Source organism: Loktanella sp. D2R18, from assembly GCF_003318235.1.
Classification (GTDB): Bacteria; Pseudomonadota; Alphaproteobacteria; order Rhodobacterales; family Rhodobacteraceae; genus Yoonia.
On sequence record NZ_QOCG01000006.1, the window covers coordinates 404,073 to 426,964 of the forward strand.

At 54.9% G+C, this 22,892-nt stretch carries 20 protein-coding genes; 12 read left to right on the forward strand and 8 right to left on the reverse strand.

What is annotated here, in order from left to right; genetic code table 11:
- The first annotated feature begins 11 nt into the window (after positions 1-11).
- Entirely contained in the window at positions 12-473 is a 462-nt protein-coding gene (locus DS901_RS04740) for a GatB/YqeY domain-containing protein (RefSeq protein WP_113775762.1), read from the forward strand.
- A 5-nt stretch (positions 474-478) separates the two neighbouring features.
- On the opposite strand, the gene DS901_RS04745 is transcribed toward DS901_RS04740, so the two are convergent.
- The 6 genes from DS901_RS04745 to DS901_RS04770 all read right to left on the reverse strand — a co-directional run bounded on the left by DS901_RS04745 (position 479) and on the right by DS901_RS04770 (position 8,184).
- Complete coding sequence (locus DS901_RS04745; RefSeq protein WP_113775763.1) at positions 479-964, reverse strand: DUF2244 domain-containing protein; 486 nt, start codon at positions 962-964, stop codon at positions 479-481.
- Positions 965-1,154: 190 nt separating this feature from the next.
- Positions 1,155-2,033 carry a glycosyltransferase family 25 protein gene (locus DS901_RS04750; protein ID WP_113775764.1) on the reverse strand — a complete coding sequence of 293 codons (879 nt, stop codon included), beginning with the start codon at positions 2,031-2,033 and terminating at the stop codon, positions 1,155-1,157.
- Between the two features lie 96 nt (positions 2,034-2,129).
- Positions 2,130-3,806 (reverse strand): cytochrome c oxidase subunit I, encoded by a 1,677-nt coding sequence (locus tag DS901_RS04755; protein ID WP_113775765.1) that lies wholly within the window; start codon positions 3,804-3,806, stop codon positions 2,130-2,132.
- A gap of 239 nt (positions 3,807-4,045) precedes the next feature.
- A complete protein-coding gene (locus DS901_RS04760) occupies positions 4,046-5,776 on the reverse strand; it encodes a phosphate ABC transporter substrate-binding/OmpA family protein (protein WP_181820761.1) in 1,731 nt (576 codons plus the stop codon).
- A gap of 27 nt (positions 5,777-5,803) precedes the next feature.
- Positions 5,804-6,907 (reverse strand): BMP family ABC transporter substrate-binding protein, encoded by a 1,104-nt coding sequence (locus DS901_RS04765; protein WP_113775767.1) that lies wholly within the window; start codon positions 6,905-6,907, stop codon positions 5,804-5,806.
- 389 nt (positions 6,908-7,296) lie between these two features.
- A complete protein-coding gene (locus DS901_RS04770; RefSeq protein WP_113775768.1) occupies positions 7,297-8,184 on the reverse strand; it encodes a hydrogen peroxide-inducible genes activator in 888 nt (295 codons plus the stop codon).
- Between the two features lie 103 nt (positions 8,185-8,287).
- On the opposite strand from DS901_RS04770, the gene DS901_RS04775 reads away from it, so the two are divergent.
- The 3 genes from DS901_RS04775 (at position 8,288) to DS901_RS04785 (ending at position 10,385) form a co-directional block, all read left to right on the forward strand.
- Positions 8,288-8,932 carry a peroxiredoxin gene (locus tag DS901_RS04775; protein WP_113775769.1) on the forward strand — a complete coding sequence of 215 codons (645 nt, stop codon included), beginning with the start codon at positions 8,288-8,290 and terminating at the stop codon, positions 8,930-8,932.
- Positions 8,933-9,008: 76 nt separating this feature from the next.
- Entirely contained in the window at positions 9,009-9,452 is a 444-nt protein-coding gene (locus DS901_RS04780; RefSeq protein WP_113775770.1) for a Dps family protein, read from the forward strand.
- 63 nt (positions 9,453-9,515) lie between these two features.
- Positions 9,516-10,385: an MBL fold metallo-hydrolase gene (locus tag DS901_RS04785; RefSeq protein WP_113775771.1), complete on the forward strand. Its 870-nt coding sequence runs from the start codon at positions 9,516-9,518 to the stop codon at positions 10,383-10,385.
- 11 nt (positions 10,386-10,396) lie between these two features.
- Here the strand turns inward: DS901_RS04785 and DS901_RS04790 are convergent, their stop codons facing one another.
- Positions 10,397-11,161, reverse strand: coding sequence for an AraC family transcriptional regulator (locus DS901_RS04790; protein ID WP_113775772.1), 765 nt, complete (start codon positions 11,159-11,161; stop codon positions 10,397-10,399).
- A gap of 65 nt (positions 11,162-11,226) precedes the next feature.
- Between DS901_RS04790 and DS901_RS04795 the strand changes: the two genes are divergently transcribed.
- Positions 11,227-12,600 carry an SLC13 family permease gene (locus tag DS901_RS04795; RefSeq protein WP_113775773.1) on the forward strand — a complete coding sequence of 458 codons (1,374 nt, stop codon included), beginning with the start codon at positions 11,227-11,229 and terminating at the stop codon, positions 12,598-12,600.
- A 26-nt stretch (positions 12,601-12,626) separates the two neighbouring features.
- Here DS901_RS04795 and DS901_RS04800 read toward each other — a convergent pair whose 3' ends face one another.
- Positions 12,627-13,103 carry an RrF2 family transcriptional regulator gene (locus tag DS901_RS04800; protein ID WP_113775774.1) on the reverse strand — a complete coding sequence of 159 codons (477 nt, stop codon included), beginning with the start codon at positions 13,101-13,103 and terminating at the stop codon, positions 12,627-12,629.
- Between the two features lie 131 nt (positions 13,104-13,234).
- Between DS901_RS04800 and cydD the strand changes: the two genes are divergently transcribed.
- From cydD to DS901_RS04850, 7 genes are all read left to right on the forward strand, one after another.
- Complete coding sequence (gene cydD, locus DS901_RS04805; protein WP_258546648.1) at positions 13,235-14,902, forward strand: thiol reductant ABC exporter subunit CydD; 1,668 nt, start codon at positions 13,235-13,237, stop codon at positions 14,900-14,902.
- Positions 14,899-16,539, forward strand: a complete 1,641-nt coding sequence (gene cydC, locus DS901_RS04810) for a thiol reductant ABC exporter subunit CydC (protein ID WP_113775775.1) — start codon at positions 14,899-14,901, stop codon at positions 16,537-16,539. Before cydD ends, cydC begins: the two co-directional genes overlap by 4 nt.
- A 121-nt stretch (positions 16,540-16,660) precedes the next feature.
- Positions 16,661-18,283, forward strand: a complete 1,623-nt coding sequence (locus DS901_RS04815; RefSeq protein ID WP_113775776.1) for a cytochrome ubiquinol oxidase subunit I — start codon at positions 16,661-16,663, stop codon at positions 18,281-18,283.
- Positions 18,284-18,288: 5 nt separating this feature from the next.
- A complete protein-coding gene (cydB, locus tag DS901_RS04820) occupies positions 18,289-19,452 on the forward strand; it encodes a cytochrome d ubiquinol oxidase subunit II (RefSeq protein WP_113775777.1) in 1,164 nt (387 codons plus the stop codon).
- Between the two features lie 14 nt (positions 19,453-19,466).
- The gene (gene cydX, locus DS901_RS04825; protein WP_113775778.1) at positions 19,467-19,592 is read left to right on the forward strand and encodes a cytochrome bd-I oxidase subunit CydX; all 126 of its coding nucleotides are present in this window, start codon (positions 19,467-19,469) and stop codon (positions 19,590-19,592) included.
- A gap of 345 nt (positions 19,593-19,937) precedes the next feature.
- Positions 19,938-20,345: a transposase gene (locus DS901_RS04835; protein ID WP_258546649.1), complete on the forward strand. Its 408-nt coding sequence runs from the start codon at positions 19,938-19,940 to the stop codon at positions 20,343-20,345.
- A gap of 597 nt (positions 20,346-20,942) precedes the next feature.
- On the forward strand, positions 20,943-22,892 hold a 1,950-nt coding region (locus DS901_RS04850; RefSeq protein ID WP_441328177.1), incomplete at its 3' end, for a DUF7507 domain-containing protein.

A 22,892-nucleotide genomic window follows, 5' to 3' on the forward strand; every position in this document is an offset into this window, starting at 1 on the left:
CGGGAAAACTCATGAACATGCGCGACCGGGTCGGTACGGCCCTTAAGGAAGCAATGAAGTCGAAAGAGGTTGACCGCCTATCGACATTGCGGCTTATCAATGCAGCCATCAAGGATAAAGACATCGCGTTGCGGGGCACCGACAACGAAGAAGGCGGCGTGAGCGACGACGATATTCTGGGTATTCTAGGACGGATGGTTAAGCAACGCCAAGAAAGCGCGCGCGCCTATGAAGAAGGTGGTCGGCTTGAGCTGGCGGAAAAAGAATTGTCTGAAATCAAAGTGATAGAAGACTTTCTTCCGCGTCAACTATCCGAAGAAGAAGCCTTGGATGCGGTTGACGCTGCGATCAAAGAAGCGGGCGCCGAAAGTATTCGCGATATGGGCAAGGTCATGGCCGTGCTTAAGGGAAAATACACGGGCCGGATGGATTTTGGCAAAGCCGGACCTGCGGTGAAAGCCCGGCTTGGCTAACGGCGCTACCGAAACGCGCGCTGCAACGCATCATAAAGGGCTGCGCGTTCCGCAACATCAAGGAACGCGCCCAACTCTACCTCGCGGTCGCCGCCACGCAGGGTGATATAGTTTTCGACAGGTCCGCCTTTGGGATGAAAATGCACGGTGACCCAATAGCGGTTTGCCTGCCATTCCAGTATTTCTCCGTTAGGATTGTAGCGGGTCAAGCGCGCCGTGGTGGAATCAACCGATAGTTCTTCCAAAACCTCACCGCGCCGATAGCTGATATAAAGCGCGCCCCATAGCCCTGCGAACATCAGCGATGCAAACGGCAAAATTACCCAAAGCGCGCCGGTCCCTATGATCGCAAGCATTGGCAACAAAACCAACGCAGCCGTGCCGCCCATAAAGATCACAAAATCTTTGCGCAAAAGTGAACGATAGGCCCACAGGGACAAGCGCCAGTTTTGCACTGTGGGGCTGGGGCGGGGTGACCATTCGTATGGCATGGTAGCTAATGTCGATACGGGCTGGGTGCGAAACCGATAGGCCTGAGATTCAGATTTACAAGGCTATTTTGTCGCAGGTGATACTTGATGACGAGGCGCATATACTTAGGTTTCATCAACTTTTTAGCGGGTGGCGTGAAAGCCTCTTTGTGCCGCGCACTTGCCGAAACGCCGAGAATCCCAGAAATGCTTAACGCAATCGCCTGTGTTTAAGGCGCTCGTCGTCTATAAACCTCACTTCTTGCCATCGAGCGCCAAACTTCCACCGCAGCGACATCCGTTCCATGAGCCTGCTAAGCTGTTTTGCAAGTCGGACCAGCTCAATCTTAAGCCTAGCCAATCCTAAAGGGTGAAGTTTGGAACGACCAGCGCGTGCGGCCTTGCGTGCGGCCTTGCGTTCGTGCTCGAGGGTAGACAGCTCTGCTTCCTGGGGCATGTGCGGGTTGTTGATTGCCGCCCGTTGTTGTACTGCGATAGCTGGCGTGAGTTGCATATTCGAAGCGCCGGGTAGCGTTTTGTGGCTTGGATCAAAGATTGCAATATCTACAGGAACACGCATTTCTGACGGGGCATTCAAAAACTCTTGTGCGCAGGAACGAGAAATTATGTATCCAGCCGTGCTAACAGTTTTGGTGTGGATGTTTTTAAGGACGAACGAAGTGTCGCCCACCTTCTGCGTTCCTGACAGCATTGCGCCTGCTGGCAAAGCATCAATCTTTATGATGTCGGCGCTGCTAGGCACCCAGCTGAGGTCAGCAAGCAAAGTTGCGGCCTCCGGTGCAAGTATTACATCATCTTCAAGAACTGCAACATGCGTATGATCGCTATCAACGATAGCTTGCCAAGCTTTGTGGTGGCTCAGAAAGCACGCAATCTCGCCCTTGGCTAAGGCGCGGTTCTTCTTGTTTCGCGGGTTGAGTGCTGCAACTTCTGCGTCCGATAGGTGCTGCCCGTCGACAGCATCTATCCGACTAGCAGCGATACCAAGAGCTAAGAACGTGTCTTGCATATGCTGGTTCCGCGCGGGCGAACGATCAAGATTGATATAAATACAATGTGGGGTCGTCATCTGCGGCACCTGGCGAATGGAAAATGAAATTGAGGCTATTGAAAAACGTAAAGGCCCCACAAAATTGCGGGGCCTTTGTTTGGTGTTACCCGCAGCTTAATGCGCTGGAGATTTGTCCCAGTCTTCCTGCTTTGGAAGGGTCTCAAACGTGTGCTCTGGTGGTGGGCATGGCAATGTCCATTCCAGCGTATCCGCAAATTCGTTCCATGGGTTGTTTTCTGTCACGCGCTTACCCTTGGTCAATGTGTAGACCAAGACGCCGATGAAGAAGACGAACGATGCGAAGGACAAGAAAGCACCCCAGCTGGATACAAGGTTCCATGTTGCAAAGGCGTCTGGGTAGTCGATGTAACGGCGTGGCATACCCTGACGGCCCAAAAAGTGCTGTGGAAAGAAGGTCATGTTCGCACCGATGAACATCATCCAGAAGTGCAACTTGCCCGCCCATTCAGGTGCCATACGCCCCGAGAACTTTGGCAGGTAAAAGTAGATACCCGCAAAGATCGAGAACACAGCGCCCAGCGACATCACGTAGTGGAAGTGCGCCACAACATAGTAGGTGTCGTGGTAAACGCGGTCGACGCCAGCTTGCGACAGAACGATGCCTGTCACCCCACCAACGGTGAAGAGGAACAAGAACCCAAAGGCCCAAAGCATCGGTGTTTTCAGATCAATCGAACCGCCCCACATGGTCGCAATCCATGAGAAGATCTTGACCCCGGTGGGCACCGCGATGACCATCGTTGCCAGCATAAAGTAGGATTGCTGCGTCAACGACATACCAACGGTGTACATGTGGTGCGCCCAAACGACGAACCCAAGAACACCAATCGCAACCATCGCATAAACCATCGGCAGGTAGCCAAAGATTGGCTTGCGCGAGAAGGTCGCAATGATGTGGCTGATGATCCCAAAGCCAGGGATAATGATGATGTACACTTCGGGGTGACCAAAGAACCACAAGATATGCTGGTACAAAATCGGGTCGCCGCCGCCTTCTGGTTGGAAGAACGTGGTGCCAAAGTTAATGTCAGTCAGCAACATTGTGATCGCCCCAGCCAGAACGGGCAGGGCGAGAAGGATCAGCCAAGCGGTGACAAAGATGGACCACGCAAACAGCGGGACCTTATGTAATGTCATGCCCGGCGCGCGCATGTTCAGGAATGTCGTGATCATGTTGATCGCGCCAAGGATCGAAGAGGCACCCGAAAGGTGAACCGCAAAGATGGCCAAAGACATCGGCAATGCGACACCGGGTTGTGTGGAGAGTGGCGGATACAGAACCCAGCCGGTTCCGGCACCAAATCCGTCGTTCCCGTTTGGGGCAAGCAAAGATGCAATCCCAAGCGATGCACCGGCAACAAACATCCAGAATGACAGGTTGTTCAACCGTGGGAATGCCATATCAGGCGCGCCGATTTGTAGCGGCATCAAATAGTTACCAAAGCCACCAAAAAGGGCTGGAATAACCACGAAGAACATCATCAGAACGCCGTGATAGGTGATCATCACGTTCCAAAGATCGCCGTCTGGCGTACAAGTCTCTGCACTGTTGGCAAAGAACTGAGCGCCTTCAGCACACATATATTGCACACCTGGGTGCATAAGCTCGAGCCGCATATAAACGGTGAACAAGACGGATACAAACCCGAGCGTACCTGCTACAAACAGGTACAAGATCCCGATATCTTTGTGATTTGTCGACATAAACCACCGGGTAAAGAACCCCCGGTCGTCGTGATGTTCATCGCCGTGGATGGCTGCATCTGCCATTGTGGCTCTCCTCGTGTTGGCTACGTTCCGACGGCCCCGATTCCGAAGAATGACGCACGTTTGGGCTGGTTCTAATCGGTTGGGTGTAAAGGAGCAATAAAAGAAGCGTGTTAGCGAGTGGGTTAAATTGGCACAGCCTATTGTTTTTAGACTGGCCATAGCCGTTTTGCCGTTTGCACACAAAGACGCCCGACGCATTGCTGCGCCGGGCGTCTTTGTGATTTCCATCGCATGCGGGGTTACGCGCGCGGGCGGATCCAAATTTCAACGCGGCGGTTTTGTTCGCGGCCTTCGTCTGTCGCGTTGCACCCAACTGGCGCGATTGGCCCGATTCCATAGCTACGGACTGCTTCCGCATCAAGGTAGCCGGGGTTATCCAACAGCAGCACTTCTTTCACAGCATCCGCACGGCGTTCAGACAGCGCAAGGTTGGCATCGAGTGATCCATAAGAGTCGCTGAACCCAAACACGAGGACTTCGTAGCCTTCGTATTCATTGGAGCGCACGATCTCAGAGATCCGCGAAATGTCGCTTTCAGCTTTGCTGTCCAAAGTGGCGTTGCCACTAAGGAACCGCAATGAAGTCGAAATGCGACGTGCATTTGATGCTTCGCTGAAATAATTGCGCATCACGCTGTTCGACGCCCGGTCTGCATCACCCGCCAACACAGTTGAAAGCAAACGCGCACCTTGGTCTTGCATCGGAACGATTTGCAACTGCTGTGTGACCAATCCACGTGACGCGATCGATTCTTGTCCTGCGTCTGTGGGGATGTACTGGCTGACGTTACGCGCGAATTCTGACGTCGTGCCAGATGCGAGCGCATAGTGATACCAGCGCAGTGCCAGCGGGTGCTCTTCTGTTTGGATTGCAAAGTCAGAGTTATCAACAAAGATGTTGCAGGCCGTTGCAAGGTTTAGTGCTTTGACGCCCTCTGCTTGCGAGCGGTACAAAATACCAAACCCGGTTGGGTCCGCTGCGACCGCCGCGTTGAGCGCGTCAGCAGTAGCGTGGATCGTGCCATTGCCCATGGCGTTGACCCCGGTAAAACCGCGCGCGTTCAGCTGCGCACCAAGTGATTCATTGCTGGCAAGCGTGTGCAATGTAATGGCCTGCGGTGACCCGCCAAGCTGCGACCAATGCGTGATATCGCCGTTGATGATCGATTGAATCGATTTGAAATCGATGACATCGATACCATTTTCTTGGCTCACCACGAAACTGATCGCGTCTAGGCCGATAATCTCTTCAGTGAGAACTTCAGAGACATCAGCGACGTCACGTCCGACCGCAGCAGAAACATCTGCCGGGGTTACCCGGCCACGTGTTACAGCAAATTGGCTTTCGCCTGCGACCAGCGCCTTGATGGCGCCTGCTGTATCCATGGATTGCATGTTGACGCTTGAGACCTCGGCGCCGCGTGCGTCACCGATCAATAGGCCAGGGAGCCCGTCGTCGCTGCCGAACTGTTGCGTCAGGTTGAAGTCCTTGGCGGCAGTGTAATCGCCGACAATCGCAGCAACGAGGCTTGCACCATCCGCACCGGGAACGGTGACAACAAAACGATCACTGTCGCTTGCCGTGCCGGGGCAGACGGCCCCTTCACAAGTCGCGAATTCGCGCCGCACAGTTAGGCTACCGGTTTCGGTTTCAAGGACGTATTCGGTGTTCGTAAAGCTTAACAAACGGCCGCTCAGCGTGATTTCACCATCGGTACTTGTCAAGGTAACGACGTCAGTCTCAGTGACTGTATCACTCGCGTCAGTTGGGCATTCGGCACCTTCACAGGTTGCAAATTCACGCCGGATCAGTAGTTCGCCTGTTTCTGTTTTCAGAACATAAGCGTCGTCAGTCACGTCAAGCAGTTCTCCGGTCAAAGAAATCGTGCCGTCGGTCGTTGTAAGGACGACGTCTGCCAGTGCCGGTGTCGCGACCAATAAGGCCGCTGACAACGCCAAATGCGAAGCCATACTTTTTTGAAATAAACGTACCATATCTTAACCTTCTGAGGGATACACAGAGGAAATCCCATCCACGTAGTAGTTCATTGTCAGCAAGCGGCTGTCGCTTGCGGTTTCCCCTGGGGCAAGCCAACCTGAGCCATCTTGCAAGCGGACGGGGCCAGTGTAGGCGTGTTCTTGACCTGAAGAGAGGCGCTGAATGACGTCTTGCGTTTGCAACACCGTGCGGCTTGGTAGGGTTTCGAGTAACGGAGCCATGGCGACCATCTGTTCGCCTAGACCGCCCCAAGTGTCCTTGGATTCCCATGTGCCATCCAAGAATTCACCAATCCTTTGCACGTAATACGGGCCCCAGTTGTTGATCATCGATGTCATAACAGCGTCGGGCGCATAATGGCTCATGTCTGACCCTTGGCCGAAGCTGTAGACACCTTTTTCTTGCGCGGCTTCGACCACAGCGGTGGAGACTGTGTGCTGCATCAGCACGTCGGCGCCGTTTTCGATCATCTGGCGCGCAACGGCACCTTCTTGTTCATAGTTGTACCAAGTGTTGAGCCAAGAAATGTCAAACACGATGTCAGGGTTTACGGATTTTGCAGCCAGATAGGCGGCGTTAATCCCGCGGATCACCTGTGGAATCGGATATGCGCCGACGTAACCGATACGGTTGGTTTTCGACATTGTCGCGGCCAAGAAACCTTCGACGGCACGGCCTTCGTACCAGCGTGTGTTATAGGTGGCGACGTTTGCGGCACGGATGTAGCCCGCACAGCTTTCAAAGATGACGTTCGGGTTGGCTTGCGCGACTTCGATCGTCGACTTCATGTAGCCGGCTGAAGTCGTAAAGATCATCTCGTAGCCGTCATCGACAAGTTCTTGGAACTTCTCTTTGTCGCCATTGCCCCATTCGGCAACCTCATGGAACGCATCGATCTGTGCGCGATCCCCATACGCTGCACGTGCCTGTTCAAGCCCGCGCACGTGCTCATAATCCCACCCAACGTCGCCGCCTGGCGCAAATAGTAACGTAAACGCAATTTTGCGTTTGTTCAGTGATTGCGCGTAGGCAGGGCTGAAGACCGTGGAACTTACCGCAGCAGCAGTAAGGCCCATAGCCTTGCGTCTGTTAATGTCTTTCATCAACGATCTCCGACGTTTAGGATTGATTTTTTCAGCGGACGGTTCCGCATTATTTTTTACCAACAGGTAAAACTGGACGAAAATAAGTTCGCGCTAAGGCACTCATAAGGCGCGCAGAAGACGGTGAAATTTACCGAATCTTACGAAATCACTAAAATTTGACGCTAACTTAAGTAAAAGCACAAAAAATGGGCTGATGGCCCTTCTGGTTGTCGGGTTTGTACGGCCATCGACTGCACAATAATTTTTATCAATTGTTCAGATTGTGCATAATTTCGCATCAAAATCGGCTGCTTACGCAACGCTCTTGTGTGGGGGTAGGTCGGTTTCTATTGCCAGCACCCGGTTTTTCGATGCAAAGCCGAATCAATCGCTAGGCTATCTGAAGGCTAACAGTGGCCTAGATGCTGGCCGATCAGCAATCTTCCGAGCTGCTGAAACATTTCTTGTCTGGTCGATCCCGGTCGCCAAGCGAGCACCACCCGGCGCGGACAAGCGTCTGGTAAGGGGCTGAGCTGTATTTGCGTGCCGTTTACAACGCCTGCGTCGACCGCAAGATTAGGCAGTAGCGTGATCCCCAACCCTTCGGACACCATGGCAATCAAAGTCGTCAGGCTTGTTGCGGCAAAACTGTCTTCGGCAGTGGTAATCTGACCGGGATAGGCTGCAAGTGCATGGCGCTGCAGGCAGTGACCTTTTTCAAGCAACATCAACTCGCTGCTTTGCGTCAGTGCTTTGGCAGCATGGGGGATGGGGGCACCTGAAGGCGTTGCTAACTGATACCCATCTTCAAACAGGGGCAATATCTCAAGCGCGCCAGTTTCAAAGGGTAAGGCAATTAGGATCAAATCCAACCGCCCTGCGTTGAGCCCCTCAATCAAACTTTCCGTCATTTCTTCGCGCAAGAAAACGCGCAGCTTGGGAAAGGTTTCCCGGATCGCGGGCAGGGCGCGTGGCAGCAAGTACGGCCCGATTGTCGGAATGGCGCCTAGCCTTAGGTCGCCTTCGAATGGGTTACGATGGGCTTTTGCCAGCGTTTCGATCTCGGTCGCATCTAGCAATAGTTGCCGCGCTCGATGGGTAATCTCTGTGCCAATCTGCGTGAGCATGACGCTGTGACGGGTGCGTTCAAACAACTGCACGCCTAACCGGTCCTCTAGCTCTTTGATGCCCGCGCTCAGCGTGGGTTGGGTAACAAAACACATCTCGGCTGCGCGTGAAAAATTCAACGTGTCTGCGACTGCGGTCAGATAGCGCATTTGCCGAAGCGTAATCATATATAGATTTCCTCTATTACCAATAGAGTTATATTCAATTTCACCTATAATAGTCCAGCGCCTATCTATGTCTCAACGAAACGCAGATATAAGGAATGCAGATATGACTGACCAAACCCAACCCACCGGTGCCCGCCTGAATGAAGCCGCCCCTGCCTTTGACGCGCCGACCACGCATGGCCGCAAAACGCTTGAAGACTATCGCGGTAAATGGCTGGTGCTGTTCTCGCACCCGGCCGACTTTACACCTGTATGCACCACAGAATTCATCGCCTTTGCGAAGAAGCAAGATGATTTTAATGCCCGCAATACCGAACTCTTGGGTTTGTCGATCGATAGCCATTACAGCCAAATCGCGTGGATGCTCAATATCAAAGAAAAATTCGGCGTTGAGATCAAATTCCCGATCATTGCTGACCTCAATATGGCGGTCGCGCAAGCTTACGGGATGATACAGCCGGGGGCTTCGGATACGGCAGCGGTGCGGGCAACGTTCTTGATCGATCCCGAAGGTGTGCTGCGTGCGATGGTTTATTACCCGATGACCGCAGGCCGTTCGGTGGATGAAATCTACCGCCTGCTGGTCGCCATGCAAACCGCAGATGAAAACAGTTGCGCGATGCCCGAAAACTGGAAAACCGGCGATCCTGTCATCGTACCAACCCCAGCCACGCCAGAGGCCGCGATGGCCCGGCCAGGCGAAGGGTATGATACCGTCGACTGGTATTTCTCGACCCGCTCGCTCTGAACAGATGGCGGGCCCCTGCGGCCCGCCGCCCCCACCCCTTATCAAAGCCCACCTCTATCAAAGAAGGAGACGACCCATGACAACCGCATCCCAAAAGAACATCGCCGCCCTGAACGCCGTTCTGGGCGAAACATTCCGCCTTTATGTCCAGACCCACGGGTATCACTGGAACGTAGAAGGCCCCAACTTCCGTCAGTTGCACGTGTTGTTTGAAGAGCAATACCAGAACCTATGGGGTGCTTTGGATGAGATCGCCGAACGTATTCGTACGCAGGGCGCCTACGCGCCGGGGTCTGTTGCCGACCTGATGGCACTGGCCGCACCGGAAGATACGCCAGCACAGTCTTCGGGTGAGATGATGACAAAACTGATCGCTGGTCATGAGGCTCTTGCCGACACGTTGCGCGGGGCCATTGAGGCAAGCGGCAATGCAGGCGACGAAGTCTCCGCCGGTATTCTGACGGATCGCCTAGAATATCATGAAAAAGAACTTTGGATGATGAAAGCAAGCATGCGCTGATCCTTCCTGACCACGCCTTCGGGCTTGGTCCACCTTCCCATAATCACGCACAGGAGAGAACCAATGAGTAATCCAATCGTAAAGGGCTTTTGGGACGCACCGACCGGAAGCTGGCAATATGTATTCCACGACCCCGACACCATGAAAGGGGCTATCGTCGATCCTGTGTTGGATTTCGATCCGCTGGCTGGGGCGACATCTACCAAAAACGCGGAACGTCTGTTGGACTATGTGAATAAGACTGGCATCGATCTTGTCTGGGTTCTGGACACGCACCCGCATGCCGATCACTTTTCTGCAGCCCCTTGGATCAAGGCACAAACGGGCGCGCCTACGGCAATTGGTGAAAAGGTGACGGGCGTGCAAACGCTTTGGCAGGGCATCTATAATCTGCCTCAGGATTTCCCGACGGATGGCAGCCAATGGGATCGCTTGTTTGCCGATGGCGACGTATTTATGGTAGGCAATGTGCCTGTGAAGGTAATGTTTTCGCCGGGTCATACCTTGGCATCGATCACCTATGTTGCGGGCGATGCGGCCTTTGTCCATGACACGTTGATGATGCCCGACAGTGGCAGTTCGCGCGCGGATTTTCCGGGCGGTAGCTCGGCTGATCTCTACGGCAGTATTTCCGCGATCCTCGATTTGCCGCAAGAGACGCGGGTTTTTGTGGGGCACGACTATGCCCCCGGGCGCGATGCCGCCTGCGAGGCAAGCGTTGCTGAACACCGGGCCGCCAATATCCATTGGAAAGACGCCCCAACCGAGGCCGAGTATCGCGCGGTGCGTGACGCCCGTGATGCCACGCTGGCTTTGCCCAAACTGATGTTGGCGGCTTTGCAGGTCAACATGCGCGGCGGGCGGTTGCCAGATGCCGAAGAAAACGGGCGCGCGTACCTGAAGGTTCCGTTGGATTACTTCGCAAATCGCTAAGCGCGGTTACATTAACGCTGATGACGCCATTGGGTTGGGGTCATCCCACTTTGGCGTCGAAACGCCGCCACAAAGGCCGATGGGCCTGAATACCCCAATGCGTCCGCCAGCGCGGTACTGCTTTGCCCCTGCTGCAACCCTTCAAGCGCCAGCACAAAACGCATCCTGTCCCGCCATTCGCGCCATGTCATGCCTGTTTCATGCAAAAAAAGACGGCTGAGCGTGCGTTCGCTTGTGCCTGTCGCCCGGGCAAGCAGGCTCAGGCTTGCGGACAAGCGTGGGCTTTCCATCACTCGGGTCATGACGGCTGCGACACGGGGGTCGCTACTGCCAGGCAGGTGGAGATCAGGACGCTCTAGCCGTGCAATCTCGTCCAAGGCAACCCAGCCCAGCCGCCGTAACTGGGCCTGGGGCACGGAGGGAGATTGGGTCATGCGCCGCGCAATGCCGCGCATCAAGGGCGTGGCGCGTAGCACGGTTGGCGCTGTTGGCATCGCAGTTGTGTCGTCAAATTTGGCCTGTAACTGAAAGGCTTGGAATTCTATTTGCGTCGCGGCCTCGACCACAGGCATTGTGCCTGCTGGCAGCCAAATTCCGAACCGGTCGGGAATGAACCAGCGATCTTCGCCGACCTCGACGCGCATCAACCCATCAAAACAGAACAGTACCATCGCCCAGGCGCTACGCGGCGCGACATCTGCGCCCTTTGGAAGAAGGCCGGACCATGCGACCACAGGTAGGCGGGTGTGTGGCGGAAAAACGACATGATTTGGCATGTTGTCGTTCTAGCACTCGGGGCGGACCTGCGATAGTGCACGAATATACTATATAAGAGGCCCCGATGATCCGATTAAAAGAAACAGTGTTTGCCGTCGCGCTTGCTTTGGCGGTTTGGGCGTCGATCATGCCCCCGGCGGGGATGACCGCGGATCAAGGAATGACCTTTGGGATTGTAATTATTACGCTCGCGCTCTGGGGCACAGGATTGGTGCCGGGGTATGTGGCGTCGACGTTTTTGTTTGTTGCGTTGATCCTTGCAGGGCTGTTCGCGCCGCAGGACGTTTTTTCCAGCTTTGCGTCGACTGCGATCTGGTTGGTTGTAGCCGGGTTTGTTATCGGGGCCGCGATTACGCATTCAGGGCTTGGGGCACGGTTAGGCGCATTGGCGCGGCCGCATTTGTCCAAAAGTTATGCCGCATTGATCGGTGGCCTGATGATTCTGGGGATGGGCTTGGGTTTTGTCATGCCTTCATCGCTCGGTCGGGCGGCTGTTCTCGTGCCTGTCGGCATGGCGCTCGCAGATGCGCTGGGCCTTGAAAAAGGGTCGATGGGGCGCACGGGCGTCGCCGTGATCATCGCGGTTGGAACTAATATGCCAAGCTTTGCGATCCTCCCTTCAAATATTCCCAACATCATTTTGTCGGGCGTGGCCGAACAATCATTGGGCGCGCATTTTAGTTATGCTGACTATTTGTTGCTCCACTATCCGGTCTTGGGGATCGTGAAATCGGCTGCTATCGTCGGGCTTGTCTTATATTTCTTTCCGGCCCGTGTCGCAGCGGTTTCGGATGCCCCAGCGCCGGTTGCCGGGTCTAGTCGTCGCCAATGGGTGCTTTTGGCGATCTTGCTGGTGACCTTGGGCTTTTGGTCTACGGATCAGTTGCATGGGGTCAATGCGGCTTGGATCGGATTGACGACGGCACTGGTGCTCATGGTGCCGCAGTTGGGCTTTGTGCCGCCGCCTGTGTTTAAAAGTGCAGTCGATTTTTCGATGATCTTGTTCGTTGCGGGGGCGCTGACATTAGGCACGGTGGTGAACGCCAGCGGCTTGGGGGATATCATTGCCCATGCGGTCTTGCAGATTTTACCATTCCAACAGGGCAGCGATTTTTTGAACTTTTTCTCTTTATCACTGCTTGGCATGGTCACGTCGCTTTTCACCACCGCGCCGGGGGCACCTGCCGTTTTGACGCCGCTTGCCCCTGAATTGGCGCAAACCACAGGGTTCACGGTTAACACGGTATTAATGACGCAAGTGATTGGCTTCTCGACCGTATTGTTCCCCTATCAAATTGGGCCATTGATCGTTGCAATGGGGCTTGCCGGCGAAAATACACGCCATTTGCTCAAGGTGACACTGTCGCTTTTTGTGGTGACGATTTTGGTGCTGCTGCCACTGGACTATCTTTGGTGGATGCTTTTGGGCAAGTTCTGACGAGGGGGGCGTGGAAAGTCAGATTGTTACAGGGGCCCGGCGGGCGCTTTACATGTGCCATCGCCGACAGGTGCCATATTCAACAGCTCAATCAGGCCGCAGTTCCCAGTGATCAAATCCGCCAAGGTGACCCCGTCTAATGCGTGATAGAATGCTTCAACCGCGTGTTCGATATAGCCGCGCAATCTACATGTCGCAACCAGCGGACAGGTGTTGGTGTCCGCGTCAAAACATTCAGCAAAGGGAACGCTGGCCTCAAACACCCTGAAAACTTCGCCCATCGATATCTGCGCCATGGGACGGGCCAAACGCAACCCACCATTGCGGCCCCGTGTGGCCGTAACAAAACCATTTATGTGCAACATGTTAACCACCTGCAAAAGGTGGTTGTGCGACGCGTTACAGCGTTCGGCTATCTCCGCAGTTCGTAGAACGGTGCCATCGTTTGCCGCGCAGGCCATCAACAGGCGGGCCGCTAGATTTGTTCGGGTTGTCAGGCGCATATTGGTCTTTTCGATTTTAAATGTTAGCCGTCTATGCCACGCAAAACTGTCGACGTATTTGATCGAGATCAGATGGCTTCGGCAGACAATAGAATATCTGACATCTACGAATCAAGTTTATAGGTTGCCGCTTGCCTGCCCAAAATCTTTCAGAACCGCAAACCCCTGCCGATAAACCCGCAAAGGGTTGGTTGGCGCCAGGGCACCAAAATCAGCGAAAGGCGGCGCGGCTTGCCGTCATCGCGAGCCTGATTTGGCCATTTCAGGCGTGGTTGGTGGCCTTTGCTTTGGGTGGGCTGTTGACCGGAGAAACCGTTTCGGCGGCGTTTGTTGCCTCGGGGTTCATTGCGCTTGGCCTTCTCCGGGCCGTATTGGTCTACATGTCCGAAAAGCATGGTGAAAAGGCTGCGATCAAGGTGATCCGCGCGGCGCGTGCCCTAATCGTTGGGCGCGAAGCAATGCGCGCAGAGGCCTGTGATTTTGGCGGCGCGGGCAGCATTGCGGCGCTCGCGGGCGAAAAACTAGATCTGCTGGCCCCATTCATCACCCGCTATGCCCCCGCGCGGGCGCGGGTCATGGTGGTTCCGCTGGTCATTTTGGCCCTTGCCGTTTGGCAATCTTGGGCCGTCGCCGTTATCTTTGTCATCTCCGGCCCGTTGATCCCAGTCTTTATGGCGCTGGTGGGCATGGCGGCAAAGGAGGCCAGCCGCGATCAGATGGCAGAGGTTGGCACCTTGAACGATCTGTTGGTTGAACGCTTGTCAGCCGTGGTCGATATTCGCCTACTCGGGGCTCAAGATGCTGTGCTGTCGGGGTTCGAAACCCAAGCCCAAGGGCTACGTCAACGGACAATGGCAGTGCTAAGGGTCGCGTTTCTATCGTCCACCGTGTTAGAGCTTTTTGCCGCGATTGGCGTCGCGATGATTGCCGTTTACGTTGGGTTTTCTTTACTAGGGGCATTGGAGTTTGGGGCTTGGGGCGGCACGGTGACGCCGCAGGTGGGGATATTCCTGCTTTTGCTTGCGCCGGAGTTTTATCAGCCCCTGCGTGATCTCGCCGCAGCGTGGCACGATAAGGCTGCGGCGGATGCGGTGCTTGAGGAGCTCAGCGCTTGGGATCGCACAGATACACAAACGCTGATGGGGCAGGGCGGTCCGTCAGCGCGCCTTGATGGGCCGGCAAGCGTTGAACTGCGTGGCGCGTCATTGCATGGCGGGATTGCCCTGAATGATTTTGAAATTCGGGCAGGTGAAACCGTGGCGCTTATGGGGGCAAGCGGTACGGGAAAAACATCGACACTGCGGGCCATTGCGGGATTGGTTCAGCCGGTTGCCGGCGATCTAATGGTTGCTGGGCATCCGCTGAACAGCGAAACTGCCGACCCTTGGCGCGCGCGGATAGGTTGGATGCCACAAGCGCCGCATTTTCTAAACGCGAGCCTGCGCTACAATCTGACGCTTGGCGATGGGGGTGACCCGACCGACGCGCTGAAACAAGCGGCTGTCATGGATGTTGTCGCGGGTTTGCCCCAAGGTCTGCATACGCGGCTGGGCGAAACGGGCGGCGGCTTGTCTGGCGGCGAGGCCCGACGGGTGACGCTTGCGCGTGCGATCTATAGTAAACCAGATATTATTTTGGCGGATGAACCGACCGCCGATTTGGATGCGCAAACGGCTGCCGCCGTTACCGAAGGTTTGCTGGCACAGGCCGCCAAAGGCGTCACGTTGATCGTGGCGACCCATGATGCGGCGCTTGCTGCCAAGATGGACCGGATCATCACGATTGGGGGTGCGCAATGACCGCCCTTTGGACGATTTTTAAGCTGATCTTGCGCGCGCAGCCTGCGGCGCTGTGGCGTGGCGCGGTGCTTGGGTTTGTGGTGCTCGTGATGGGGGCCGCACTACTTGGGCTGTCGGGTTGGTTTATCACGGCTGCGGCTGCTGCGGGGCTTGCAGGTGTCGGCGCGGTCTTTGATGTGTTTCGACCCTCCGCGATGGTGCGTTTCCTTGCGCTGGGCCGGGCGGCGGCGCGCTATGGTGAACGTATTTTAACCCATGACGCGACATTGCGAGCGCTCGAAGTGCTGCGAATGCGGTTGCTGGCCGGTCTAATGGTTGCGCCTTACCCACGGATGGTGCGTATCCGCGGAGCACAGGCATTGAACCGGCTAACGGCTGATGTCGATGCTCTTGATGGGGTTTCGCTGCGGCTGGTCTTGCCTGTGATCGCTGGGCTTGTGACGCAAATGCTGGCCTTTGTGATGCTGTGGTGGCTGGTGAGCCTGCCCATCGCTTTGTGGATTTTTGCAGGCTATGTGGTGGGTGCGCTCGTGATCGGCTGGAAAGCCACACATAAGACCGCGCGTTTGTCGCGCCGGGCAGAGGCTGCCGGGCAGGCGTTTCGCGCCCGGCTCATTGATATGATCCACGCCCGCCGCGATTTGGCCGTTCATGGGCACCTGACGGTGCAGGCGGATGATGTGGACGACGCGGACACACGCCGTTTGGCGCTGCAAACCCAACAAGAACAATTCGGGCGCGTTTCTGGCGCTGCCTTTTCAATCCTTGGCGCCGTGGTCGCAGGCGGGACGTTGTGGATTGGCATTGCGGCGGTACAGGGCGGGGCGATCGCGCCAGCCTTTGCTGCACTTAGTTTTTTTGCGGCTTTGGCTCTGGCGGAAACCGTGGCCCCGCTGCGCCGCGCGGCAAGCGACTATGGGCGCATGGCCGAAGCGGCGCGGCGGGTCGCGCGCGATGTCGCAACACCGCTGCCCGAAACTGGCGTAGCAAAGGAAACCACAGGTGTGTTGCAGGTCGATGCGGTCTGTCTGACCCGTCCGCAGTCAGACGCGCTGATCTTTAACGACCTGAGCCTGAACATCCAAATGGGCGAAACGGTCGCCCTGACCGGCAAAAGCGGGGCGGGCAAATCAACCCTGCTTTTGGCCATCGCCGGGCTGCATCTCGTCGCGCAAGGGCAAATCAAAATCGGTGACCTGCGGGTGACAGACATGGATGAAGCATCCCTGCGCAATCACGTCACGCTCTTGCCGCAACGCAGCGTCTTGATGCGGGGCACCGTGCGCGAAGCGCTTTGCCTTGTCGCACCAGATTGCGACGACGCCGCCCTTTGTCGCGTGTTGGAAGCGGTGCAATTGCGGGCATTGCTGGACCAGCGCGAAGGGCTCGACACAATGGTAGGCACCCATGGGGATGCGCTATCGGGCGGGGAGGCGCGCCGCCTGACCCTGGCACGCGCGCTTTTACGGCGCCCAGATTTGCTTTTATTGGATGAGCCGACAGAAGGATTGGACGAAAAAACCGGGCGGGCTGTGTTGCAAGGCATCCGCAGCGCGCTTCCTAACGCTGCTATCCTTATTGCGGCGCACCGCGACATAGAGACCCAATTCGCAGATCGCACTTTTGCGCTCCAATAAGTCAGATTAAAGATACTACTTATTGACTTGTATCAATGCTCGTTCTGCGCCGGGCGCTAGAACATCACCATAATGAAATTTCGGGCAGGGGATGAATCCCCCTGCGTGTTGGAGAAAAGACATGGAATTTGGGATCGTAGAGCTGTCGCGCCTGCAATTTGCAGTGACCGTCATGTTTCACTTCCTCTTTGTGCCGCTCACGTTGGGTCTGTCGATCCTCGTGGCGATCATGGAGACGGTATACGTCATGACGAACCGTCCGATCTGGCGGCAAATGACAAAATTTTGGGGGATGCTATTTGGCATCAATTTCGCGCTGGGCGTGGCAACCGGGATCACGATGGAATTCCAGTTCGGGATGAACTGGTCCTACTACAGCCACTACGTTGGTGACATCTTTGGTGCGCCGCTGGCGATCGAAGGTTTGATGGCCTTCTTCCTCGAAGCGACGTTTGTCGGGCTGTTCTTCTTTGGCTGGGACAAATTGAGTAAAGTCGCGCATTTGGTCGTGGCATGGCTTGTCGCCATTGGGTCGAACTTTTCGGCGTTGTGGATTTTGATTGCGAACGGCTGGATGCAAAACCCGGTTGGCGCGGAATTCAACCCGATGACAATGCGCATGGAGATGACGAATTTTTTCGAAGTGCTGTTCAACGAAGTTGCACAGGCCAAATTTGTTCACACTGTTTCTGCGGGCTATGTCACCGCGTCGGTCTTTGTGATTGGCGTTTCGGCATGGTACCTGCTGCGGTCGCGCCACATTGAACTTGCGCGGCGGTCTTTAACAGTCGCGGCGGCCTTTGGTCTGGCCTCGGCGTTTTCGGTTGTCCTGTTGGGCGACGAATCTGGGTATTCGGCGACGCATAGTCAGAAAATGAAGCTCGCCGCGATTGAGGCCATGTGGGAAACCCATGATGCGCCAGCGCCGTTCAACCTTGTTGGTTTTCCTGACCAAGAGGCCCGCGAAACCCATTACGCCATCGAAATCCCTTGGGCGATGGGGCTGATCGGAACGCGGTCTTTGACGACAGAAATTCCGGGGATCAATGATCTTGTTGCGACCGCCGAAGACCGAATTCGTTCGGGTGTCATCGCCTATGATGCTTTGGTCGAAATCCGCGAAACCCGCGAAGCCACTGATCCCGCTATTTTGGCGCAGTTCGAAGAGCATTCGGCTGATCTGGGCTTTGCCTTCTTGCTAAAACGCTATGTCGATGACCCGCGTGATGCGACGGAAGAACAGATCATTCAAGCTTCGAACGACACGGTGCCACAGGTGTGGCCATTGTTCTGGGCTTTCCGGATTATGGTTGGGCTTGGCTTTGGGTTCATCGCAACGATGGCGTATTTCTTCTACCGCGCTTCGTTCAAGGGCATGGATTTTCCACGGCCTGCGCTGCATCTTGCGGTCTGGATGATCCCAGCCCCATGGATCGCTGCGGAACTGGGCTGGTTTGTCGCCGAATACGGCCGCCAACCTTGGACAGTGGACGGTGTCTTGCCAACCGCGATGTCAGTCAGCGCCTTGTCGATGACAGAGGTTGCCCTGACGCTTGCTGGCTTTGTGATCTTTTACACAATCTTGTTCATCGTCGAGATGGGGCTGATGCTGAAATACATCCGCAAAGGTCCTTATGAAGATGTTGAAGCAACCGAGGCTTGGAACAAGCGGCATACTGATCGGCTGTCTGGTCGTCGCAATGCCGATGCCATCACCCGCCCTGATGCAACACCTGCGGAGTAATAGAGATGATCCTGCATGACTTAATGAGCTATGAACTCTTGCGCGTGATCTGGTGGGGCCTTCTTGGGGTTTTGCTGATCGGCTTTGCACTGACGGATGGGTTTGACATGGGCGTTGGGGCGTTGCTCCCGTTTGTGGCAAAAACAGATGTTGAACGCCGCGTGGCAATCAACACCATCGGCCCAGTTTGGGAAGGGAACCAAGTTTGGTTCATCCTCGGGGGCGGTGCGATCTTTGCCGCTTGGCCACCGCTTTATGCGCTCAGCTTTTCGGGTTTCTATCTGGCGATGTTCGTTGTTTTGGCTGCGTTTATCGTGCGCCCTGTCGCCTTCAAATACCGGTCTAAGCGTGAAGATCCGCGCTGGCGGGCGACTTGGGACTGGGCGCTGTTTGCTTCCGGCGCTGTGCCAGCCCTGCTGTTTGGTGTCGCAGTTGGCAATGTGATCCAAGGCGTGCCGTTCCATTTCACGGATGACCTGATGCCGATTTATGAGGGCGCATGGTACATGAAATTCATCGGCCTGCTTGATCCGTTTTCGATCTTGGCTGGGCTCGTGTCATTGTCGATGCTGGTCATGCACGGTTCCGCTTGGTTGACGCTCAAGGCCGAAGGCAACGTCCAAACCCGTGCCCGTGCAATCGGGTCTATCGCGGCGCTTGTCGCCGTTGGGACCTATGTGTTGGCGGGGCTTTGGCTGGCCGTCGGGGTCGACGGTTTCGCGACCGTTGGGGAGCTTGTGACTGACGGCCCATCCAACCCGCTGCATTCCGAAGTGGCACGGACAAGTAGCTGGCTTTCCGCCTATGCGGATCGTCCGTGGATCGCGATTGCGCCAATCATGGGGATCGCAGGTGGGTTGCTAACCTTCCTTGGTCTGCGTGCAGGGCGCGAAGTGTCGACCCTGTTGGTGTCGAAAATGGCCATCCTTGGGGTGATCTCTTCGGTTGGGCTGACAATGTTCCCCTTCATCATGCCGTCTTCCAGCGATCCACAATCTTCGCTGACGGTTTGGAACAGCTCTTCGTCGCATCTGACATTGTTTGTAATGCTCGTCGCCACGGTGATCTTTATGCCGATCATCCTGATGTACACGGCTTGGGTCTACAAAGTCCTGTGGGGCAAGGTCACCGAAGATGATGTCACCGATAAATCTAGCTCACTTTACTGAAGAAAGGACACGCTATGTGGTATTTTGCATGGATCCTCGGGCTTCCTCTTGCTGCGATCTTCGCCGTGATGAACGCGATGTGGCTTGAAATGAAGGAAGACGAAAAGATTATCAATGATGAGCAATCGGCTCAAGAGTGAAACCGACAAAGAGGCCATCGGGGCGCGTCCCGCGTTCCCGGTGGTATCAGCTCAAACTGAAAAAGTTTGGACGATTTAATGTCGTCTCGAAATACATCACAGGGCGGGTCAAACAGACTTGAAAACTATCCGACCACGCTTTTTACGATTCGGATGGGGCTGACGCTCGCCGCAAGCTGGCGTTCTGGCGATACGATGACAACAATTCAGACCCCACTCATCACTGGAAAACCGAACACCGGCCGAAGCGTGCCGTGCGCTTGGGCAATTTGAAGGCTCCGCGCACGACGCTCTTGCCCAAAATGAAACCAAGGAATATGAAATCCAAAGCCGCAAACTCTCGTTATGAATGAGGGAGCCTCGGGGGCAGGTCAGGCACGACGGACGAAGCGACTTTGGACGGATGAAGAGAAGCGGTCGATCTGTTTTCAGACGACGGCAACGAGTGTTTCGGTGGCACAGGTCACCCGGCGCTATGCGATGAACGCTAACATGATCTTCAAATGGTTGCGTGATTCCAGATATGCGCCTGATTCCGATGCCGTTGAAGAACAGGCGGTTGATGAGACGCCCTGCTTTCTGCCAGCCGAGACTGTGGACCGGCCACAGACCAAAGACATGGCCCCACCGACTGACGCCAAGTCCGCGCAAAGCGCGATTGAGATGGATATCGCGGGGGCATCGCTTGCGGATCATCGGTGGTTACGACCCCGAGGCACTGACCCGTCTGATCCGGGGACTCTTTCCACATGATCCCTGTTCCAGCGAACACGCGGGGCTGGGTTGCGGCTGGCGTGACCGACATGCGGTGTGGGTTCACGACGCTGGTACGGTGCTTTGGTGCATTAACGGATCGCGTATTGCTGGGCGGAACTTTTCGCCACTTGAACGAAAAGCCTCCTAGCATCTGCTAAATATAAAATAGGCGGCAAGAGCTTTGCTGTGGCAAGCCAGACATTCCCGACCATATGAACAGCCTTACCCTACGCGGAAAATTACCCGTTACAGGCGGTCTGGAAGCCAGTACATCCGACTCGGAAATTCTTGACGAATTTGCCAAAATCACGGCTCATAAATTTTTTATAACTGTGTTTTTTATGCACCCATTATTCCGCCGACGCCTATCCTTTTGTACAGCGCCGTGGGAATTGAAACGGGTTGTAAGTATTCCTCGAAAATCACGAAAAAATTAATGATAAGAGTGGCTTGGAGGTCGTGGTGTATCTGCAATTCGCAATGCACTTCAGGGTTTAGCTGCGGCGTAATTCTTTGCGCGCGTAATATACCAGCTTCGCGTGCGTTGCTATTTTTACGCAAATGATTCGACAATTTTATACGTGGAGATTTGCGGTGGAGAGAAATATTTTTTGGACGGGAAGCCGAGTTGCAGTCGGATTGATCGTTTGGGCGATGGGGGCAAGCGGTGCTCAGGCTCAAGCCGTGGATGCAACAGCCAACAGCGGAACCACTGGCAGCCAAATCGCACTGATTGTGCCACAGCTTAACAACACAGTGAACGATGTGATCGTATCGGGTTTTCCTTCTGATGCTGTCTTATCTGCCGGTGTGCAGGACATTACCGACGACACCGTGTGGTTTATTTCTGCGTCTGACATTACGGCTGGCGTTACTTTTACGACAAGCACATCAGGATCGTACGACCTGACCTTTGCTCAAGCAACATCAGGCAACCAATTTACGGCTTTTGATAATGGGACGTTTGGATCGGGAGCGTCAGAATTCAGCGCGGCAAGCTTGGGAAGCGGGACGAGCTTTACATTCGTCGATGGAACGGGTGCGACACAGATTACCCCAGGTGAATATGCGATCGTGCAAAGTACGGATGCGGTCGAACGCGCCAATGTCGCAAATGAGGCATCATGCGATGGTATTTATCTAAGCTTAGATGATCAAGATAATCCGGGGTCCGGATATTTTGCTATGTACGATGCGCAAAGTGCGACAACAGATCCAAACCAAACGTTTATAACCGCGACAATCACGGGTCTTTTGGCAAATACAGAATACAGTGTTAGCTATGATGCGGGCAACGTTTATACTGGTTTTAATAGATTTTGTCGCGCCAATGCTGACAATGTTTTCCCTGAATTCAGTGTGCGCCTAAGCGATGATGCTGGCACAACGCCAACCGCCGCTGACGAGATATCTAATACAGGTTTATTGTCTGGGCAAACAGCTTGGACAACTTTTAGCAACACGTTCACGACTGGCGCTTCACAAACCGATGCCGTCATGACCGTCGTTATGACCGGAACCGGTGGCGTAATCGGGGCTGATGTTATTTTTGATAACTTTATGTTCTCAGCCAACTCAGCTGATACAGAGACTTACGTTGTTATTGCAGAACCGGTGGCTAACAACGATCTTGTTGAAGATCAGACACCTGGCGCTGCTGTTGAGGACATTGACATCTTAGGCAATGATACTGTCGGTGACACGGCTTTGGATACGTCCACGGTTGTCTTTACGACAACAGGCGTGTCGGGTGCGACCTTGGCAACCGATGGCAAGACTTTGACTGTGCTTGATGAAGGCGAATGGACCGTAAACAGCGATGGTACGGTGACATTTACGCCGGAGATTGGCTATACAGGTGATCCGACCCCCGTGTCGTACACTGTCGACGATGAAGATGGCGATACCTCTAACGAAGCCACGGTTACGGTGACTTATACTGACCCTGAGCCCGCGATTGAGTTGGTTCAGACGGTGACGGGTGTTGAAGATACCAATGGTGACGGTATTTTTGGCAATGCTGGTGACACCATCCTTTATGAGTACACAGCCGAAAACACAGGCGATACGGGTCTTGCTGATCTTGTGATTGACGACAATGGTCTGGGTGATTTGACCGCGGCTGGTGTGACGTTTGACGATACTGGTATCGAAAATATCACGCTTGACGTTGGCGAAGGCCCTGTTGTTGTTGCGACGGCGGAATACATTATCCAGCCCGGCGATAGCGGCGACCTTGAAACTCAACCCACGATAACCTCGACGGCGGTTGCGGTTGATGATGCGGGTGACATCGTTCTTGATGGCGGTGAAACGGTGCCTTTGTTTGACGAAGATGGTGACGAACTTGATGCGGTGACGGATGTCAGTGACACAGGATCAGAACCCGTGATCCCACAAGGTGGGACAGACGGTTCAACAGCCGTGCCAACACAAGTGAGCGCGCCTGCGACCACCGACACAGACGGGACGTCTGGCAATGATGCGGATGAAACCACCGTTGTGACTTTGCCTGATCTTGAGACTGAACTGAGCACGACGCAG

What these genes read in the sequence shown, in the direction of transcription:
- DS901_RS04740 (WP_113775762.1), top strand. Translation starts at nt 12, where the DNA reads ATGAACATGCGCGACCGGGTCGGTACGGCCCTTAAGGAAGCAATGAAG.
- DS901_RS04745 (WP_113775763.1), bottom strand. Translation starts at nt 964, where the DNA reads ATGCCATACGAATGGTCACCCCGCCCCAGCCCCACAGTGCAAAACTGG.
- DS901_RS04750 (WP_113775764.1), bottom strand. Translation starts at nt 2,033, where the DNA reads ATGACGACCCCACATTGTATTTATATCAATCTTGATCGTTCGCCCGCG.
- DS901_RS04755 (WP_113775765.1), bottom strand. Translation starts at nt 3,806, where the DNA reads ATGGCAGATGCAGCCATCCACGGCGATGAACATCACGACGACCGGGGG.
- DS901_RS04760 (WP_181820761.1), bottom strand. Translation starts at nt 5,776, where the DNA reads ATGGCTTCGCATTTGGCGTTGTCAGCGGCCTTATTGGTCGCGACACCG.
- DS901_RS04765 (WP_113775767.1), bottom strand. Translation starts at nt 6,907, where the DNA reads ATGAAAGACATTAACAGACGCAAGGCTATGGGCCTTACTGCTGCTGCG.
- DS901_RS04770 (WP_113775768.1), bottom strand. Translation starts at nt 8,184, where the DNA reads ATGATTACGCTTCGGCAAATGCGCTATCTGACCGCAGTCGCAGACACG.
- DS901_RS04775 (WP_113775769.1), top strand. Translation starts at nt 8,288, where the DNA reads ATGACTGACCAAACCCAACCCACCGGTGCCCGCCTGAATGAAGCCGCC.
- DS901_RS04780 (WP_113775770.1), top strand. Translation starts at nt 9,009, where the DNA reads ATGACAACCGCATCCCAAAAGAACATCGCCGCCCTGAACGCCGTTCTG.
- DS901_RS04785 (WP_113775771.1), top strand. Translation starts at nt 9,516, where the DNA reads ATGAGTAATCCAATCGTAAAGGGCTTTTGGGACGCACCGACCGGAAGC.
- DS901_RS04790 (WP_113775772.1), bottom strand. Translation starts at nt 11,161, where the DNA reads ATGCCAAATCATGTCGTTTTTCCGCCACACACCCGCCTACCTGTGGTC.
- DS901_RS04795 (WP_113775773.1), top strand. Translation starts at nt 11,227, where the DNA reads ATGATCCGATTAAAAGAAACAGTGTTTGCCGTCGCGCTTGCTTTGGCG.
- DS901_RS04800 (WP_113775774.1), bottom strand. Translation starts at nt 13,103, where the DNA reads ATGCGCCTGACAACCCGAACAAATCTAGCGGCCCGCCTGTTGATGGCC.
- cydC (WP_113775775.1), top strand. Translation starts at nt 14,899, where the DNA reads ATGACCGCCCTTTGGACGATTTTTAAGCTGATCTTGCGCGCGCAGCCT.
- DS901_RS04815 (WP_113775776.1), top strand. Translation starts at nt 16,661, where the DNA reads ATGGAATTTGGGATCGTAGAGCTGTCGCGCCTGCAATTTGCAGTGACC.
- cydB (WP_113775777.1), top strand. Translation starts at nt 18,289, where the DNA reads ATGATCCTGCATGACTTAATGAGCTATGAACTCTTGCGCGTGATCTGG.
- cydX (WP_113775778.1), top strand. Translation starts at nt 19,467, where the DNA reads ATGTGGTATTTTGCATGGATCCTCGGGCTTCCTCTTGCTGCGATCTTC.
- DS901_RS04835 (WP_258546649.1), top strand. Translation starts at nt 19,938, where the DNA reads ATGAATGAGGGAGCCTCGGGGGCAGGTCAGGCACGACGGACGAAGCGA.